The organism is Synechocystis sp. LEGE 06083, assembly GCF_015207725.1.
Classification (GTDB): Bacteria; Cyanobacteriota; Cyanobacteriia; order Cyanobacteriales; family Microcystaceae; genus Synechocystis; species Synechocystis salina.
Genome location: NZ_JADEWJ010000002.1, coordinates 11,911 through 27,038, shown reverse-complemented (window position 1 = coordinate 27,038; position 15,128 = coordinate 11,911). Strand labels below are relative to the sequence as shown.

Below are 15,128 nucleotides of genomic sequence, written 5' to 3'. Positions count from 1 at the left end.
TGAAACACTAAGAACGTTGCGCTGTCGGAATTCTATGCAAAACCGGATCATTGTTCAGGGTTGGGCGTTCCCCCTGCTGTTAGGGTTGCTGGTAATGTCTCCCCAAGCGACCCTAGCCCATGCTGGCCATGGAGATGAATTTCACCAAAGTGAATCGGCCCAGTCTGCCCAGGGCATTACCCTTGATGAGGAAACTATTCGTCGCTTGGATGTTCAGGTAGAGCCTTTACAACCTCGTTACTTAGATACGGGCATCAGGACAACAGGTCAGATTGAAACCCTGCCGCAACAACGGGTTGAAGTGACCACTCCAGTGGGGGGAAAATTACTTAAGTTATTAGTTAATCCGGGGGAAAGAGTTACAGCCGGTCAACCGGTAGCCACTATGACCAGTGCCGAATTGGCTGAATTACGCACCACCGCCCAAGACCGCCGTAGCTCGGCGATCGCCGGTGTGGAAGAGGCCCAAGCCGATCTGGAGCTAGCTCGGGAAAATTACCGCCAACAGCAACAGGTAGCCCAGAGTGAAATTGAAGAAGCCCGCCTTGCCAAGGAATTTGCCCAGGAGCGTTACGACCGAGACCAGGAGCTGGAAACCAATGGAGCCCTGCCCCGTCGCCAGCTTTTAGAATCGGAAGTAGCCTTAGCCCAGGCCCAGGCTAATCTAGTAAGAACCCAAAGTCGTTTGCCGGTCAGTGAAGCTGTGGCCCAAATCAAACGGGCCCAAGCCGCCTTAAATATGGCCCAAAAACAGGTCAAATTGAGCGAGGAAAACTATCAAACCCGTTTGCAACAACTTGGAACCAATGCCCGTCCCGACGGCACCATAGTCATTACAGCCCCCATTGCAGGCATAGTGATTGACCCCGCCACTACCCCAGAGCATGAAATTAAAGTGGGAGAATCTCGACAGGATGCCGGGGAACCAATTTTTACCATCATCAATAGTCAGCAGGTTCAAGTTTCAGCCAATATTTACGAAAAGGATTTAAGTAAAATTCGCCAGGGCCAAGGAATTCGCGGCTGGGCTAGTAGTACGCCGGGCCAAATCTTTAGTGGACGAATTAATCAAATTGGCTCGGTGGTAGAAGGGGAAAATCGCATCGTCTCCGTGAAAGCAACATTGGACAATCCCGATGGTCAACTTAAGCCCGGTCTTTTTGTGGAACTGGAAGTTTTAACAGATCGCACCCCGAACCCGGTGTTAGCGGTTCCGCCATCGGCCATTGTCAAAACTAATGATCAGCAAAATCTGGTTTTTGTGCAGAATGGCAATGTCTTTGAACCCATTACCGTTACTTTAGGGCAGGTTTCCGGGGATTGGGTGGAAATCAAAGACGGTTTATTTGCAGGGGATTTAGTGGTTTCCCAACGGGCCAGTCAACTCTACGCCCAATCTTTGCGGGCTAAACCGGCTGAGTCCGAAAAGGTAGAAGAGACCGAGGAATCTTTAGACGCAAAAGAATCTACCTTTCCTTTACCAACATCATCAGGATGGCTTTTACCCCTAGGGGGAACCATGATTGCTGCTGGACTTTTTTGGACGGGTAGTTTGTGGGGAAAACGACAACGGAGCCAACCCTTGCAGGGAAATACCTTAACAAAAAGCCAGGACGAGCGATCCCTAGAAGTTGAAAAAGTACTAGTTGAAACCTCCTCCCACCAGGACTTTTCTTAAATCCCCTGCCCCGCCAAAGCCATCCATCAACCCTATTTACCTAGAAAATGCTTAATGCCATCCTCAAATGGTCGATCGCCCAACGTTGGTTAGTGGTTATTGGAGCCCTGCTGGTGGGAATTTTAGGGAGCTATAACCTCACCCAAATGCCGTTGGATGTGTTTCCCCCCTTTGCACCTCCCCAAGTGGAAATTCAAACGGAAGCACCAGGCTTAGCGCCGGAAGAAGTGGAAACACTAATTACCCTACCTATTGAAAGTGCGGTGAATGGCACCCCAGGGGTGGAAATGGTTCGGTCTTCATCAGCGGTAGGCATTTCCGTAGTTAAAGCGATTTTTGCGGACAATACAGACATTTATCGAGCTAGGCAACTCGTGACGGAAAGACTGCAATCCGCCCGGAGTAAACTACCTACCGGGGCAGAGGAACCTCAAATTTCTCCGGTGTCTTCCCCCATTAGTACAATTTTAATGTATGCCTTAACAGTGGATGGGTCGGCAGAGAATCCCGAAGCTAACTTGATGGAAGTCCGACGGCGGGTAGACCGGGAAATTACCAATCAGATTTTGGCCGTACCGGGAGTTTCCCAAGTTGTTGCCTATGGCGGTGACGTTAAGCAATATCAAGTTTTAGTAGATCCGGCCCGCCTCAAAGGGTTTAATATTTCCCTACAACAGGTGACTGAGGCGGTGGAAGAAGCCAATGTTAATGCGGCGGGGGGATTTTTATTAACAGCGGATCAAGAGGATGTAATTCGCGGGTTAGGACGCATCGAAAATATTGCCCAGTTGGCGGATTCCGTGGTGACAGCCAGGGACGGTAAACCGATTCTGCTCCAGGATGTGGCGGACGTGACCATTGGCCCTGCTTTGACTAGGGGCGATGGCAGTGTGGATGGCCAACGGGCGGTGGTGCTGGTGATCGATAAACAACCCCAAGCCGATACTCCCACAGTGAGTAAGGCAGTGGAAAAAGCCATGGCGGAGGTGAAAGCGGCCCTGCCCGCTGGGGTCAATCTTCAGGTGACATTTCGCCAAGAAAGTTTTATTGATGCGGCGATCGCCAATGTGCGGGATTCTTTGCGAGATGGCATTATCATCGTCGCCGTGGTGATGGTGCTGTTTTTGATGAACTGGCGCACTGCTGTGATTACCCTCAGTGCCATTCCTCTCTCCATTCTCATTGGCATGATGATTTTAAATGGGTTTGGCCAGGGTATTAACGCCATGACCCTAGGAGGATTAGCGGTGGCGATCGGTTCCGTGGTGGATGACTCCATTGTGGATATGGAAAATTGCTACCGGGGTCTCCGCCAAAACCAGGCTTTGGGCAATCCCAAGCATCCTTTTCAGGTGGTTTACGATACCTCTGTGGAAGTTCGCACTAGTGTGGTTTTTTCTACGGTGATTATTGCCGTTGTTTTTGCCCCAATTTTTAGTCTAACGGGGGTTGAAGGGCGCATTTTTGCCCCCATGGGCCTCGCTTACCTGTTATCCATCTTTGCCTCTACTTTAGTGGCCATGACCCTTTCCCCAGCCCTCTGTGCCCTCCTATTAGCCCCTTGCCGTTTGCCCAGTGATGAAACTTGGTTAGCTCGCATTAGCCAAAGAATTTATCAACCCCTATTAAAACTCAGTACCCACCATCCCCGCTGGATTATTGGGGCGGCGATCGCTTTTTTTGTATTTTCCCTCAGTCTAGTACCGAGTATGGGGAGGGTCTTTTTACCGGAATTTCAAGAACGCTCCTTGGTGAATGCCATGCTCCTTTATCCCGGTAGTTCCCTGGAAGCCACTAATCGGGTTGGTTTCGCCCTTCAGGATGCCCTCAAGGATGACCCCCGTTTTAGCACTGTACAATTACGCTCCGGTCGTGCCCCAGGGGATGCCGATGCCGGTGGGGTTAATTTAGGACATTTGGATATAGAACTTAGTGATGAGGGCATAGCCGACCGAGAAGCCAGCGTTGAAACCCTACGAGCGGAATTTAATCGAATCCCTGGGGTTGCCCCCAGCATTGGTGGTTTTATTTCCCATCGCATGGATGAAGTGTTATCGGGGGTCAGAAGTGCCATCGCCGTTAAAATCTTTGGCCCCGACCTTGAACAACTCCGCACCATCGGTAAATCGGTGGAAACAGCCATGGCGGAAATTCCTGGGTTGGTGGATTTACAACTAGAACCCCAAGTCCCGGTGCGTCAGGTGCAAATTCAGTTTGATCGCCTGGCCGCAGGGCGCTATGGCTTAACCATTGGCCAACTTTCTGAGTTGGTGGAAACAGCTTTGAATGGCCGGGTTGCCTCCCAGGTTTTGCAAGACCAACAATTATTTGATCTCCTAGTTTGGCTGAAAGCGGATGCCCGCAATAATCTAGAAACCATTGGCAATTTACTGGTGGATACCCCCACCGGCACAAAAATCCCCTTGGCCCAGGTCGCCCAAATTAGTTATGGTACTGGCCCCAACACCATTAATCGAGAAAATGTTTCCCGCTTAATTATTGCCTCCGCCAACGTTCAAGGTCGAGATTTGCGGTCTGTGGTTAACGATATTCAAACTGAAATTAAGGCACAAGTCTCTCTGCCCACAGGTTATTTCATCCAGTATGGTGGCCAATTTGAATCGGAGGAACGGGCCAGTCAAAACCTTTTACTGTTTGGCCTTTTATCTATAGTAGTTATCACTATTCTGATGTACTTTGCGGTTAAATCTTTGCCCGCCACCCTGATGATTATGGTCAATCTGCCCCTGGCTCTGGCTGGAGGGATTTTGGCGATCTCCTTGACCGGGGGCGTTATTTCTGTCGCTTCCCTGGTGGGTTTTATCACTCTCTTTGGCGTAGCGGTTCGTAATGGTTTATTGCTGGTGGATAACTACAATCAAAAAATTGCTCTGGGGTTACCCCTTTCCCAAGTAATTCATGAAGGTTCCCAGGAACGGTTAGTAGCAATTTTGATGACCGCCCTCACCTCCGCCCTTGGCATGTTTCCCCTGGCGATCGGCACTGGGGCCGGTAAGGAAATTCTTCAACCCCTGGCGATCGTTATTCTCGGTGGACTCTTTACTTCCACTGCTTTAACTCTACTGGTATTACCTGCTTTATATGCCCAATTTGGACGTTTTCTGCGTCCATCTATTACCATACCCACGCCGGAATCAACCTCCATTAATGTCCTGACAAAAGTTTAAATTGTTTATGAAATACCTTTTTTGAATCTCTCAAGCAATGGTATATTCCCCATTGCTTGAGACGAGGTATTACAGAATTTTAGCGGTTCGCAATTGTTATTAAAATTTAGTCTCACTCTGATAATAGTTCTACTTTTACACCAAATAAATTCCCTAATTTGAGACCACCAAAATAAAGAACAACTTTAAAAACAGTTTAACGTTGTATTTTTTGTACTATTTTAATGGCAGACACAATTTTTTTAATAAATATTATTACTAATGGCAAATTCCTGAAATAAACAATGATTATTTCATCTTAATTTCATAGTCATTGTTTATGATATTTGAAGTAACAACGATCACCAAATTGATTCATGAAACAAATCTTAATTGCTAGTTTAATGTTGTCTTTTTTATCCGTGAATTTCATCAAAGATCTCAGCTTTATAAATTCTTCTGCCTTTGCTTATGATATAAAAAGTGGAGCAATTCCAAATAATGCAAGTGTAAAACGTGCTGTACACTTTTTTACAATCAATGTACCTAAAACTGGCTTATCATCTTTAACCATTCAAGTTCCTAACGACATCAAAGTTAATGGAAAAATTGAAGTTAGAAATCAAGAGAACAAGCTAGTTAATAATACTTATTCCATCGCAAATAATCAAGTTCTGATTGATTTTTCTCCTCCTGCTTCTAATAATGAAACATTAATGATTCGTCTAGAGGATGTTAGCGCAACAGGACTTGGCACTGTTTGGATTTATCGGCTTTATGGAACAACAGCAAAAATAGATACGACAATTCCTCTAGGATCAAGACAGGTACGAACTTATGATAACTAATATAAAGTTTTAAGATTACAGTGGGGAAGTTATTGCTAAAATTGATATTGCCTAATTTATACATTGAATTTAGGTATTTTCTACTTCTCCACTTCTTCCTCTTTGGTAAAAAATCCCGTCATCTTGTACCAAACAAAAATAATTTATGAAACATTTTTACTTTATTGAGTCTACCCTTTTTCTTGTCATTATTTCGTTTTTAAGTGCTTGTAGTACCCCAACCCCCACAGCAGATAATGCCCCGCCAAACTCGACTCCTACCATTACCCCTACGGAAAATGTTGAGGAAAATAAAACTGAATCTAATGGGGGTCAAGGAGGACAAGTAGTAGAAGTCGGCCCCTACCATTTAGAACTGGCTACCCTCAAAGAAGCTGGTGGTTTCCATCTCGATTTTTATCTGCAAAAAGGAACTGATCATACGCCTATTCCTAATGCCACTGTGACCGGTAAAATTCAGTTACCTGATGGAACCCAACAAAATATTGATTTTAAATATAGTGACAAAGATAAGCACTATACTGCCCTTTTTTCTACCCAAATAGTAGGAGATTATAAACTTGCAATCTTAAGTGATATTAACGGTGAAAAAATCAATGGAAGATTCAATTTCAAATATTAATTATTGAAAATTTACGATGCAATTGTTAAGCCTGGACTTCTATTTCCCCATGAAACATACTCATTCCACAGGTAAAGGGATATTTACCAGGCTTGTCAGGGGTAAACTCAATGGTTGTAACTTGATTAAGAGGTAAATCTTGAGCAATCTGAAAATCTGGAAACAGAACTGTTCCCAGACAACTATTAGTATCTTTACGAAAAAAATTTAATCTAACTAATTGACCCAATTTAACCACAATTAACGCGGGTTCATAACCACCATCAACGGAAATATCTAAAGATTGAATGCCTTGATCCGATTCAGCTTTTTTCGTTGTAGGTTGGCTGAATAAAAACCACCATAACTCTAAACCAATTAAGCCTAATCCCCCTAGAGTAACGATCGCTTTTAGCCCCAAGGGTTGCTCAATACGCCGAAATTGAGTAGTCGAATTAGAATGCTCGGAAGGCATGGGAACGGCTTCTCCTGCCGATGCCGTGAAAATAAAAATTCCCAATCCTGTTAATGTTCCCCAAATCATTCGTTGATTCATGATTCATTTCCTCTTTAGATAATTACTTTAGGTTGAAATTTTCGTAAACGTAACGCATTGGTCACAACGGAAACCGAGCTTAAAGCCATCGCCGCTCCTGCAATAATTGGACTTAGTAACCAACCAAAAAAAGGAAACAAAATACCTGCCGCGATGGGAATACCTGCTATGTTATAAATATAGGCAAAGAAAAGATTTTGGCGAATATTTTGCATGGTGGCACGGCTGAGTTGAATGGCAGTCACAATTCCCTGTAAATCCCCAGAAATTAGCGTAATATCAGAAGCGGCGATCGCCACATCCGTTCCTGTGCCAATGGCAATCCCCACGTCAGCTTGGGCTAGGGCAGGGGCATCGTTTATCCCGTCTCCTACCATTGCAACAATTTTGCCTTCTGCCTGTAATTCTTTGATTTTGGCGGCTTTTTGTTCAGGACGGACTTGGGCCAAAACGCGAATAATCCCCACTTCTAACCCGATCGCCTCCGCCGTAGCTTGATTATCCCCCGTTAACATCACCACTTCTAAACCGAGTTTTTTAAAGGCTTTTACCGTTGCCGCCGAGGAGGGCTTGAGCGCGTCAGCGATGCCCATAATTGCTTCAATTTGACCCGCTACAGATAACCAAACAACGGTTTTCTTTGCATTTTCCCACGCATTTTTATCGGCTTCTAAAAACTGAGTTCCAATCCCCAATTCTTGCATCCAACGTTGCGTCCCGATTTGGATTAATTTACCTTCTACAATTCCCTGTACCCCACTACCGGCGATCGCTTGAAATTGTTCAACTTCCCCTACCTTAATTTGTTGAAATTGGGCATACCTGACCACTGCTTCTGCTAAGGGATGTTCTGAATTTCGCTCCAAAGAAGCCGCCAATTTTAATAAATTCATTTCATTCCCATCGGCAATACCCTTAACAGTCAAAAAATCCGTGACTGTAGGTTTTCCCTGGGTAAGCGTCCCCGTTTTATCTAACACAATAGTTTTAATTTGGTGGGCCAATTCTAAACTATCAGCTCCCTTAATTAAAATGCCATTTTCTGCTCCTTTTCCTGTTCCTACCATGATGGAAGTTGGGGTTGCTAATCCTAAGGCACAGGGACAAGCAATAATCAAAACCCCCACCGTTGTAATCATAGCCAGGGTGATGTTACCCATGACATTAAACCAAATAATAAACGTGAGAATGGCGATCGCCATCACGACAGGAACAAACCAACCTGTTATGCGATCCGCTAACTTTTGAATCGGAGCTTTAGAGCCTTGGGCTTGCTGTACCATCTTAACAATTTGGGCTAAAACGGTGTCTTTTCCGACTCTAGTAGCGCGAAATTTAAAACTCCCTGTTTGATTAATGGTTGCTCCAATAACCTCATCCCCAGGCTGTTTTTTCACTGCTACACTTTCCCCCGTTACCATTGCTTCATCAATGCTGGAAGAACCTTCAACAATTTCTCCATCTACAGGAATCTTTTCTCCAGGACGAACTACGATAATATCTTCTAAAATCACTGCTTCAATGGCAATATCTAATTCTTTACCATCACGAATAACTCGTGCGGTTTTAGCCTGTAAACCCATTAATTTACGAATCGCTTCCGAGGTTTCGCCTTTAGCAATATTCTCAAATAATCGTCCTAATAAAATTAACGTTGTTACTGTTACTGCCACTTCAAAATAAACATGGGGAGTTAATCCTTCTGCGGTAAAAAAACTAGGAACAAGAAGCACAAAAAGAGAATAAAAATAAGCTACTCCAGTCCCTAAAGCAATGAGGGTATCCATTGTGGCAGTATGCCGTTTAAAAGCTTTCCAGCCACCAATAAAAAAGGATTGTCCACACCAAAATAGAACTGGCGTTGTCAAAATTAACTGTAACCAGGGATTACCCAACCAAGCAGGAATAAAGAACAAATTTATCCTTAACATTTCAGGAATTACACCCAAAACTAACAGGATACTGAAAATCCCACCGACCCAGATTTTGCGTTTTAGATCAAGGGTTTCAGCTTGGCGAGACTTTTTTTCCTCATCATCTTGACCCGCGTTCATTTCTTCTAGGGGAAATGCTTGATAGCCCGCACTGACTACCGCCGCTTGAATGGTTTTCAGATCGGTTTGTTGAGAATTGTATTGAACCGTCGCCTGTTCAGCCCCAAAATTTACCTGGCACTCAGTCACGCCTGGAACCAATTGAATAGCTTTTTCAATATTCGAGGCACAGGAAGCGCAACTCATTCCCCGTAATTTAAGGAGCAGATTATCCATTCTTTTACTTTCCTTTTACAAAAATAGAAAATTTAATCTGTAGGTCTCCCTTTTGAGGATCGTTAGAGGAGATAAAAACATATCTCTCCAATTTACTGTGATCGCTTTCGTGGGCATTGGAATTATATTCAACGTGTAAATTAGCCTAACTTCCAGAGAGAAGAATTTAGAGGAGTCAGTCACCCTGGATTGATCTATATTTTGAGCCTATCATAGAAATATGAAATCACGATGAAATTTCTCTTTGAATTTTTCTTGAAACTTAAGATTTTCTTGAGATTACCATCTTTGCTAGATTGAGCAGTTAGTCATACTCTATTTCAAGCATTTCAAATATTTCAAATATCTAAAATTCTAAGGAATTTCTGCTGTTAAAATTTGACTATAGAAAAAAAACAAAATATTTCATCCCTAAGTGTCATAATCAAGATAGAACTACCTAAAGTAGTTGCTATTAAATATTGAATTTAAAACTCAGCATAATCAAGTAGATAGCGACAAAATCGCCAGGAAAAAATTTATGAAAACTAAAACAGTGATCTGTAGTTTGGCCGGTTTAGTGACAGGCGTAACTCTAACTGGTTTTATCGTGACTAATCGTACCCAGGCCCAGACAACGGCGATCGCAGAATAGTCCAATCAAGTCAGCTTCAGCCCTGAGTCGTTTTCTAAACCATTATCAGTGGAACAGCCGACAGGTCATTCGGAGAGTCAGAGCGGCGATTCTTGAGCAGTTACAAGTAATTTAGGTTATGCTCAGCTGGATAGATAGTCAAAACACCCCTTTGAAAACTGAGGCACAGAGTTTTTGAACAATGCCAACAAATCGATAACAGTTAAGTTATGTTTTTTTAGCTCTACCTACCTGAATTTTAAAAGTAGTCTGGCGTCACCGTTTCGTTTTTGCCGATAATCTAGAAGTAATTGCTCAACCCAGTAGCCAATTGGTGTGAGGTGATGTAAAAGCGAGAGAGAGAGCTTGAAAAGCAGAAATGCCTTGACGGTGGGCAGTACCAAAAAAAGAACGAATCATGGCAAAAAGTTGTGCGCCCCACTCAGAGCGGAAGCCATTGGTAATCTTGCGAAAAATTACACTCCAGCGGAGAGCTTGCTCACTGGCATTATTAGTCGGAGGTATGGATTGATCACCCAGAAATAGCAGGAGATGTTCGGCAATACCCTGGTAACGCCTCAGTAAAATTTTCCCCTCTTCATGGATGGGGTTTAGTCTCAAAATTGTCTTGATGGCTCCTCGAAATCGAGAACAATATTGTTTAACTGTGGAAGGGGCCAATTGAGACCGTCGTCTCTGTAGGGCAATCGTCTGGAGGAAAAGTCGTTTCATCCTTGGGGCAAACAGGTCATCGCCAGCATCAATGGCGTATTGGCAATCCCTTAACTGATGGGCTAAACACACCTGCCAGTTTTCTGCTGGGTTGGCTTTCTGGGAACTAAATAAATCACTCACCCACACCTCGGGACAATGACCCTCCATCACCTCTTCAATCACTTTCTTGCCCCGACTTGGGTCAATTAGATGGAAACACACCTCCTCATTTTGAAATACCCATTCCCACTGGTTTTTACCATTGACTCGGGCGCTAGTTTCATCACTCCCCACTAAAACGGCACTCCGTAACTTCTCCAATATGCTCGCCACTGGCAGTTTCAGTTGCTTTTTGACACGCTTAAGTAGATTCGCAATGGCTCCCTCCGATATTTTTAGTCCATACATCTCCTCCATTAACCGACTCAGTCTTTCATAGCTGATGCCCTGGCTATAGCGCAGATAGCTGACCATTATTGCCACACTATCTCCAAAGGGAGACCCTGGTTCTAGTCCTACTGGTACTGCTGCTTCATAACTTTGCTGACAGCACTTACATTTGCCTCCATGACGTTCCACCCTGGTCACTATTACCTTGACTGCCGGCAGTTCTATCCTTTCGTATATCCCTATTAGTTTTTGCCCTTCTGGGCCTACCTCCATTCCACAATGGGGGCAAGCTGTCGCATGAGCTACCACTATCTGGTCTGGATTGGGGTTTAGTTCTCGTCCTCCCTGTTGGTGATTCCTTTCTCGTTTTTTCGCAGTCTTTTCCTCTTTGCTCTGATTGGCTTTGTATTCCTTTAACTAATCCCGGAGATCGGGACTGAAACAATTCGGAAATACCTTCACCCATAACACTAAATAACTTTCCTTTAACTAATCCCGGAGATCGGGACTGAAACGATTGAAATGAAAACTGACAAGGGCAAGCTCAACCCTTTCCTTTAACTAATCCCGGAGATCGGGACTGAAACTTTTTATGTCCAATACTTTAACAATCATCAGTTGATGTTATGAGCCGCAATTGGGATAATTTATCAACCTCAAGCCAAAGAGGTTAGAGCAAAAAGACCAATTGCCGGACAACTTAAAACGGCGTCCAGCCCGCGGCAGAAATACGAAGAGACCTAAACAAGGATGGAGACGACATTAGCCGTGACATTAGATACTGATTTTACCGAAGAGCATCCAAAAAAACTTGCAATCATTCCGGTTAGGGATGATAGCATTTGATGAAAGACAGTTTTTGTTATTCGTAATGGCTAGAGTCAGAAAGCTCGTCAAGCTAAATGTCTTCAGTTCGCCGACCAAGATCTAAGTTTTTTAAAGAACTTCAACAGATCTTAAGGAATACTGGCAAGCGAATACACCGACCGCAAACTTTTAGAGGATTTATTAAATGAACGAGCGGCTTAATGCGCCGCTGATCGCCACACAAACACCTAAAACCAAGAAAACCCCTGATGCTTTGGCCGGCGAGGGGGTTTCCAAGGTCTTTAAAAGTCACCAATCGGGCGATCGGTATTTATCTAAAAGAGGGATTATCAAAATCCAGTCAAGACACATTCCCAAAAAATTCAGGGGAGGGGGTGTCGTTTGATTAACTCTATTCTACTCGTTCAAGCAATATTTTCAAGAGTTAAGGCGATCGCCATAGGAAATGACCAAATCCTGGGCATGACCTTTCCCGACGGAAAATTACTGCCCACCACCCATTACCCGGATGAAATAACCAAACGTGGGTTCATTGAAGCATGGGGAGGGGTGAAGTAATGAAACTGAGACCCCAGCATTGGCAAGAATGGCGGAATAGCGGAATCGCCCCTGAAATAATCGAGGCTAACGTCCAGAGCCTTGATAACGCCCATGGATGGTTGCTGTATGGCGACAAATTACCCCGGCGCAACGATGGAAGATTAAGTAATGGAATCCTGAGCCAATACCGTCACCTTGAAGAAGGAGGGTGGTATTGCTCAGGCTTAGATTCCATCACCCTAGAAGACTCTCAATGGGGCTGTTTCAAACCAGATCGTCCTCGACTATCTAAAGACGGGAAGCCCATCAAATATGAGCACCCGCCCAAGATTACAACAGAAGCATTTTGCTTAAAAATCACTCGTCATCAATGGCGACAAATTGCCAAAAAAGGGGGATTGGACTGCCCCGACCTTGAGAACATCCCCAACGAGGAGATTGCCCAATCATTCTGGCAGTGGGTGAAAAATAACTCCGTTGCCATTGTCATCACGGAGGGAGCCAAAAAGACCGCATCCTTACTCAGTCATGGGTATGCCGCCCTGGGTTTACCGGGGATTTATTCCGGTTACCGCTGCAAAGATACCGATGGGGTTGAATTAGTCCACAAACAGCTAATCCCCCAGCTTGAAGCATTTTGCCAAGAAGGTCGGGAATTTATATTCTGCTTTGACAACGACGACAAACCCACCACCCGCAAAAATGTAAGGAAGGCGATCGCCAACACCGGTCGCCTGATGGAATTCCAGGGATGCAAAGTCACTGTGATGACCTGGGCAGGGTCAGCCAAAGGCATTGATGATGTCATCGTTGGCAACGGAGAAACCAGCCTAGACCGCATTTATTTCACCCGCCAAAGCCTCGAAGCTTACAAACTAACCGAATTTACCGACCTAACCCCCCTCATCTCCCAGACCGTAAATTCCCGCTACCTTGAGCCGGATATCTTGGCCAAAGTCATCGCCCGATTAGTGGGAATGAAAGCTGCCAAAGGAACAGGGAAAACCGAGATATTAGCCCAACGGGTAGAGAAGGCGATCGCCGAGGGAATGCCCGTCATTGTCCTAACCCACCGGGAACAGCTAGCCAAGGAATTGGCCAAGCGGTTTGGATTACCCTATCGGTCGGAATTAGAATTTGGAGCCGAGTCCTTCAACGGCTACGTGCTCTGTGTTGATTCCCTGCACCCCCATGCCAAGCCTGCCTTTGACCCCGCCCGCTACCCTGATGCCCTAGTTATTTTGGATGAAGCAGAGCAGGTCATCTGGCATTTACTCAACTCCAGCACCTGTCAACGTAATCGTCCCGCCATTCTGGAAACCCTGACCGAATTACTCAATGGAGCAGGGCAAATCATCCTCAGTGATGCCGACCTAACCCGCATCAGCCTTGATTACCTAAATGGGCTATTAACAACCCAGGCCGCCCCTTGGGTAGTGGTCAACGAATATAACCCCGCCAACGTCCGTAAAGCCTTCCTTTATGACAAACCAGAGGCTTTATTCTCCGATGCCTTGGAATGTATTCAGAACGGCGAACGCCTGATGATCCACACCGGAGCACAAAAAGTCAGCAGCAAATGGGGAACTATTAACCTAGAGATAACCTTATCGGGAGCATTCCCCGAACTGAAAATTTTGCGGATTGATGCGGAATCAGTAGCGGAACCGGGACACCCCGCCTATGGGGTAATGGGCAACCTGAACGCAGTCCTTCCCCTCTACGACATTGTTATTGCCTCCCCAACCTTGGAAACCGGGGTCAGTATTGATATTAAAGGGCATTTCCACCGCGTCTTCTGTTTTGCCCCCGGCAGTCAAACCGCTGAAGCCGTCTGTCAATCCTTGGCCCGGGTACGGGAAGATATCCCCCGCCATCTCTGGGTTAAAAAATATTCCAATCAAAGGATTGGTAACGGCTCCACCATTCCGAAAATCTTAATTAACTCCCAACAAAAACTCTTTCAAGCCAACTCCCTCCTATTGGGACAAGCGGAGGCGCTCGCCAACCTTGATGGCCATTCCCCCCGCCACTTGGCCACCTGGGCAACCTATGCTGCCATTCACAACCACGGCTTTAAAAAATATCGGGATGTGATCCTCAGCCGCCTAGAGGCGGAAGGATATGCCATTATCTCCCCTGACCCCCCCGACGATGGGCAGAGCATAGGAGAGTTAATGAAAGCCTACACTGAGGCTAATTATCAAGAGCACTGTGAAAAGGTGGCCGCCGCTCCCCTACTCGATGATCTAGAATTTGACCGGATTTCCAAGGCTAGGGCCAAAAGTGAACCAGAACGATTGTCAGAACAAAAGACGGCGATCTCTAAACGGTATCTTACCGATGAAATCACCCCTGAACTGGTAACCCAAGATAACAAAGGGCTATATGGTCAGTTGCAGTTGCGGTATTACCTCACCATGGGGCGGGAATTTTTAGCTGACCGGGATAACCATCGGGTCAAAAAGCTCAGCAAACAAACCGGGGAAGCCTTCACCCCCGACATTAACAGCGCCTGCTATAGCGCCAAGGTGAAAACCCTGGAAATTATCAATATCGGGCAATTCCTGGACGGCTCTGCCCATACCTCGGAGAGTCTACGGGATTGGTTTAAGCATATCTGCCAGTTTCGCCATGACATCAAGACCTTCTTGAATCAATCCATTAACCCCGAAGGGGATGCGCCCATCGCCGTTGCCCAACGGTTACTGGGATTAATGGGTCTGAAAATGACAAGGAAACAATGCCGGATTAATGGAGGACGGCAACGGATTTATGCCCTGGTAGATCCCCCCCCCGGCGATGCAGCCCTAGCCATTATGGAAAGGTGGTTTGAGCGGGATTCTAACCGTGTCACTTGTCACACCTCCCCCTTAAAAGAATTATGTAGGGGGATAGGGGCATGAGTTAATGGTTATTCCTT

At 45.4% G+C, this 15,128-nt stretch carries 9 protein-coding genes, 1 pseudogene and 1 CRISPR repeat array; of the genes and pseudogenes, 7 read left to right on the top strand and 3 right to left on the bottom strand.

The annotated features are described in order from the left end of the window. Positions 1-34: 34 nt before the first annotated feature. The 4 genes from IQ219_RS00290 (at position 35) to IQ219_RS00275 (ending at position 6,315) form a co-directional block, all read left to right on the top strand. On the top strand, positions 35-1,678 hold the full coding sequence (locus IQ219_RS00290) for an efflux RND transporter periplasmic adaptor subunit (RefSeq protein WP_194071335.1): 1,644 nt from the start codon (positions 35-37) through the stop codon (positions 1,676-1,678). A gap of 47 nt (positions 1,679-1,725) precedes the next feature. Next, positions 1,726-4,866: an efflux RND transporter permease subunit gene (locus IQ219_RS00285; RefSeq protein WP_194071334.1), complete on the top strand. Its 3,141-nt coding sequence runs from the start codon at positions 1,726-1,728 to the stop codon at positions 4,864-4,866. 356 nt (positions 4,867-5,222) lie between these two features. After that, complete coding sequence (locus IQ219_RS00280) at positions 5,223-5,693, top strand: DUF2808 domain-containing protein (RefSeq protein ID WP_194071333.1); 471 nt, start codon at positions 5,223-5,225, stop codon at positions 5,691-5,693. Between the two features lie 145 nt (positions 5,694-5,838). Beyond that, positions 5,839-6,315, top strand: coding sequence for a hypothetical protein (locus IQ219_RS00275; RefSeq protein ID WP_194071332.1), 477 nt, complete (start codon positions 5,839-5,841; stop codon positions 6,313-6,315). 25 nt (positions 6,316-6,340) lie between these two features. Here the strand turns inward: IQ219_RS00275 and IQ219_RS00270 are convergent, their stop codons facing one another. The 3 genes and pseudogenes from IQ219_RS00270 to IQ219_RS00260 form a co-directional block, all read right to left on the bottom strand. Beyond that, positions 6,341-6,850, bottom strand: coding sequence for a cupredoxin domain-containing protein (locus tag IQ219_RS00270; protein ID WP_190595668.1), 510 nt, complete (start codon positions 6,848-6,850; stop codon positions 6,341-6,343). Between the two features lie 14 nt (positions 6,851-6,864). Then, a complete protein-coding gene (locus IQ219_RS00265; RefSeq protein WP_194071331.1) occupies positions 6,865-9,120 on the bottom strand; it encodes a heavy metal translocating P-type ATPase in 2,256 nt (751 codons plus the stop codon). Between the two features lie 928 nt (positions 9,121-10,048). Then, positions 10,049-11,182 (bottom strand): annotated as a pseudogene (locus IQ219_RS00260) (IS66 family transposase); the annotation flags it as partial. Positions 11,183-11,244: 62 nt separating this feature from the next. Beyond that, a CRISPR array of direct repeats spans positions 11,245-11,428; the repeat unit is 35 nt; unit sequence TTCCTTTAACTAATCCCGGAGATCGGGACTGAAAC. 421 nt (positions 11,429-11,849) lie between these two features. Between IQ219_RS00260 and IQ219_RS00255 the strand changes: the two are divergent. From IQ219_RS00255 to IQ219_RS00245, 3 genes are read left to right on the top strand one after another with little or no spacing between them, the layout of a single operon-like run. Continuing rightward, positions 11,850-12,050: a hypothetical protein gene (locus IQ219_RS00255; protein WP_194071355.1), complete on the top strand. Its 201-nt coding sequence runs from the start codon at positions 11,850-11,852 to the stop codon at positions 12,048-12,050. Next, complete coding sequence (locus IQ219_RS00250; RefSeq protein WP_190595645.1) at positions 12,047-12,223, top strand: hypothetical protein; 177 nt, start codon at positions 12,047-12,049, stop codon at positions 12,221-12,223. Before IQ219_RS00255 ends, IQ219_RS00250 begins: the two co-directional genes overlap by 4 nt. Then, a complete protein-coding gene (locus IQ219_RS00245; RefSeq protein ID WP_194071330.1) occupies positions 12,223-15,111 on the top strand; it encodes a plasmid replication protein, CyRepA1 family in 2,889 nt (962 codons plus the stop codon). The genes IQ219_RS00250 and IQ219_RS00245 overlap by 1 nt, the downstream gene beginning before the upstream one ends. The last annotated feature ends 17 nt before the right edge of the window (positions 15,112-15,128 follow it).

Bases quoted from the DNA above. Each gene is read 5' to 3' on its own strand.
- IQ219_RS00255 (WP_194071355.1), top strand. From the start codon at position 11,850: ATGAACGAGCGGCTTAATGCGCCGCTGATCGCCACACAAACACCTAAA.
- IQ219_RS00285 (WP_194071334.1), top strand. From the start codon at position 1,726: ATGCTTAATGCCATCCTCAAATGGTCGATCGCCCAACGTTGGTTAGTG.
- IQ219_RS00290 (WP_194071335.1), top strand. From the start codon at position 35: ATGCAAAACCGGATCATTGTTCAGGGTTGGGCGTTCCCCCTGCTGTTA.
- IQ219_RS00270 (WP_190595668.1), bottom strand. From the start codon at position 6,850: ATGAATCAACGAATGATTTGGGGAACATTAACAGGATTGGGAATTTTT.
- IQ219_RS00265 (WP_194071331.1), bottom strand. From the start codon at position 9,120: ATGGATAATCTGCTCCTTAAATTACGGGGAATGAGTTGCGCTTCCTGT.
- IQ219_RS00280 (WP_194071333.1), top strand. From the start codon at position 5,223: ATGAAACAAATCTTAATTGCTAGTTTAATGTTGTCTTTTTTATCCGTG.
- IQ219_RS00275 (WP_194071332.1), top strand. From the start codon at position 5,839: ATGAAACATTTTTACTTTATTGAGTCTACCCTTTTTCTTGTCATTATT.
- IQ219_RS00245 (WP_194071330.1), top strand. From the start codon at position 12,223: ATGAAACTGAGACCCCAGCATTGGCAAGAATGGCGGAATAGCGGAATC.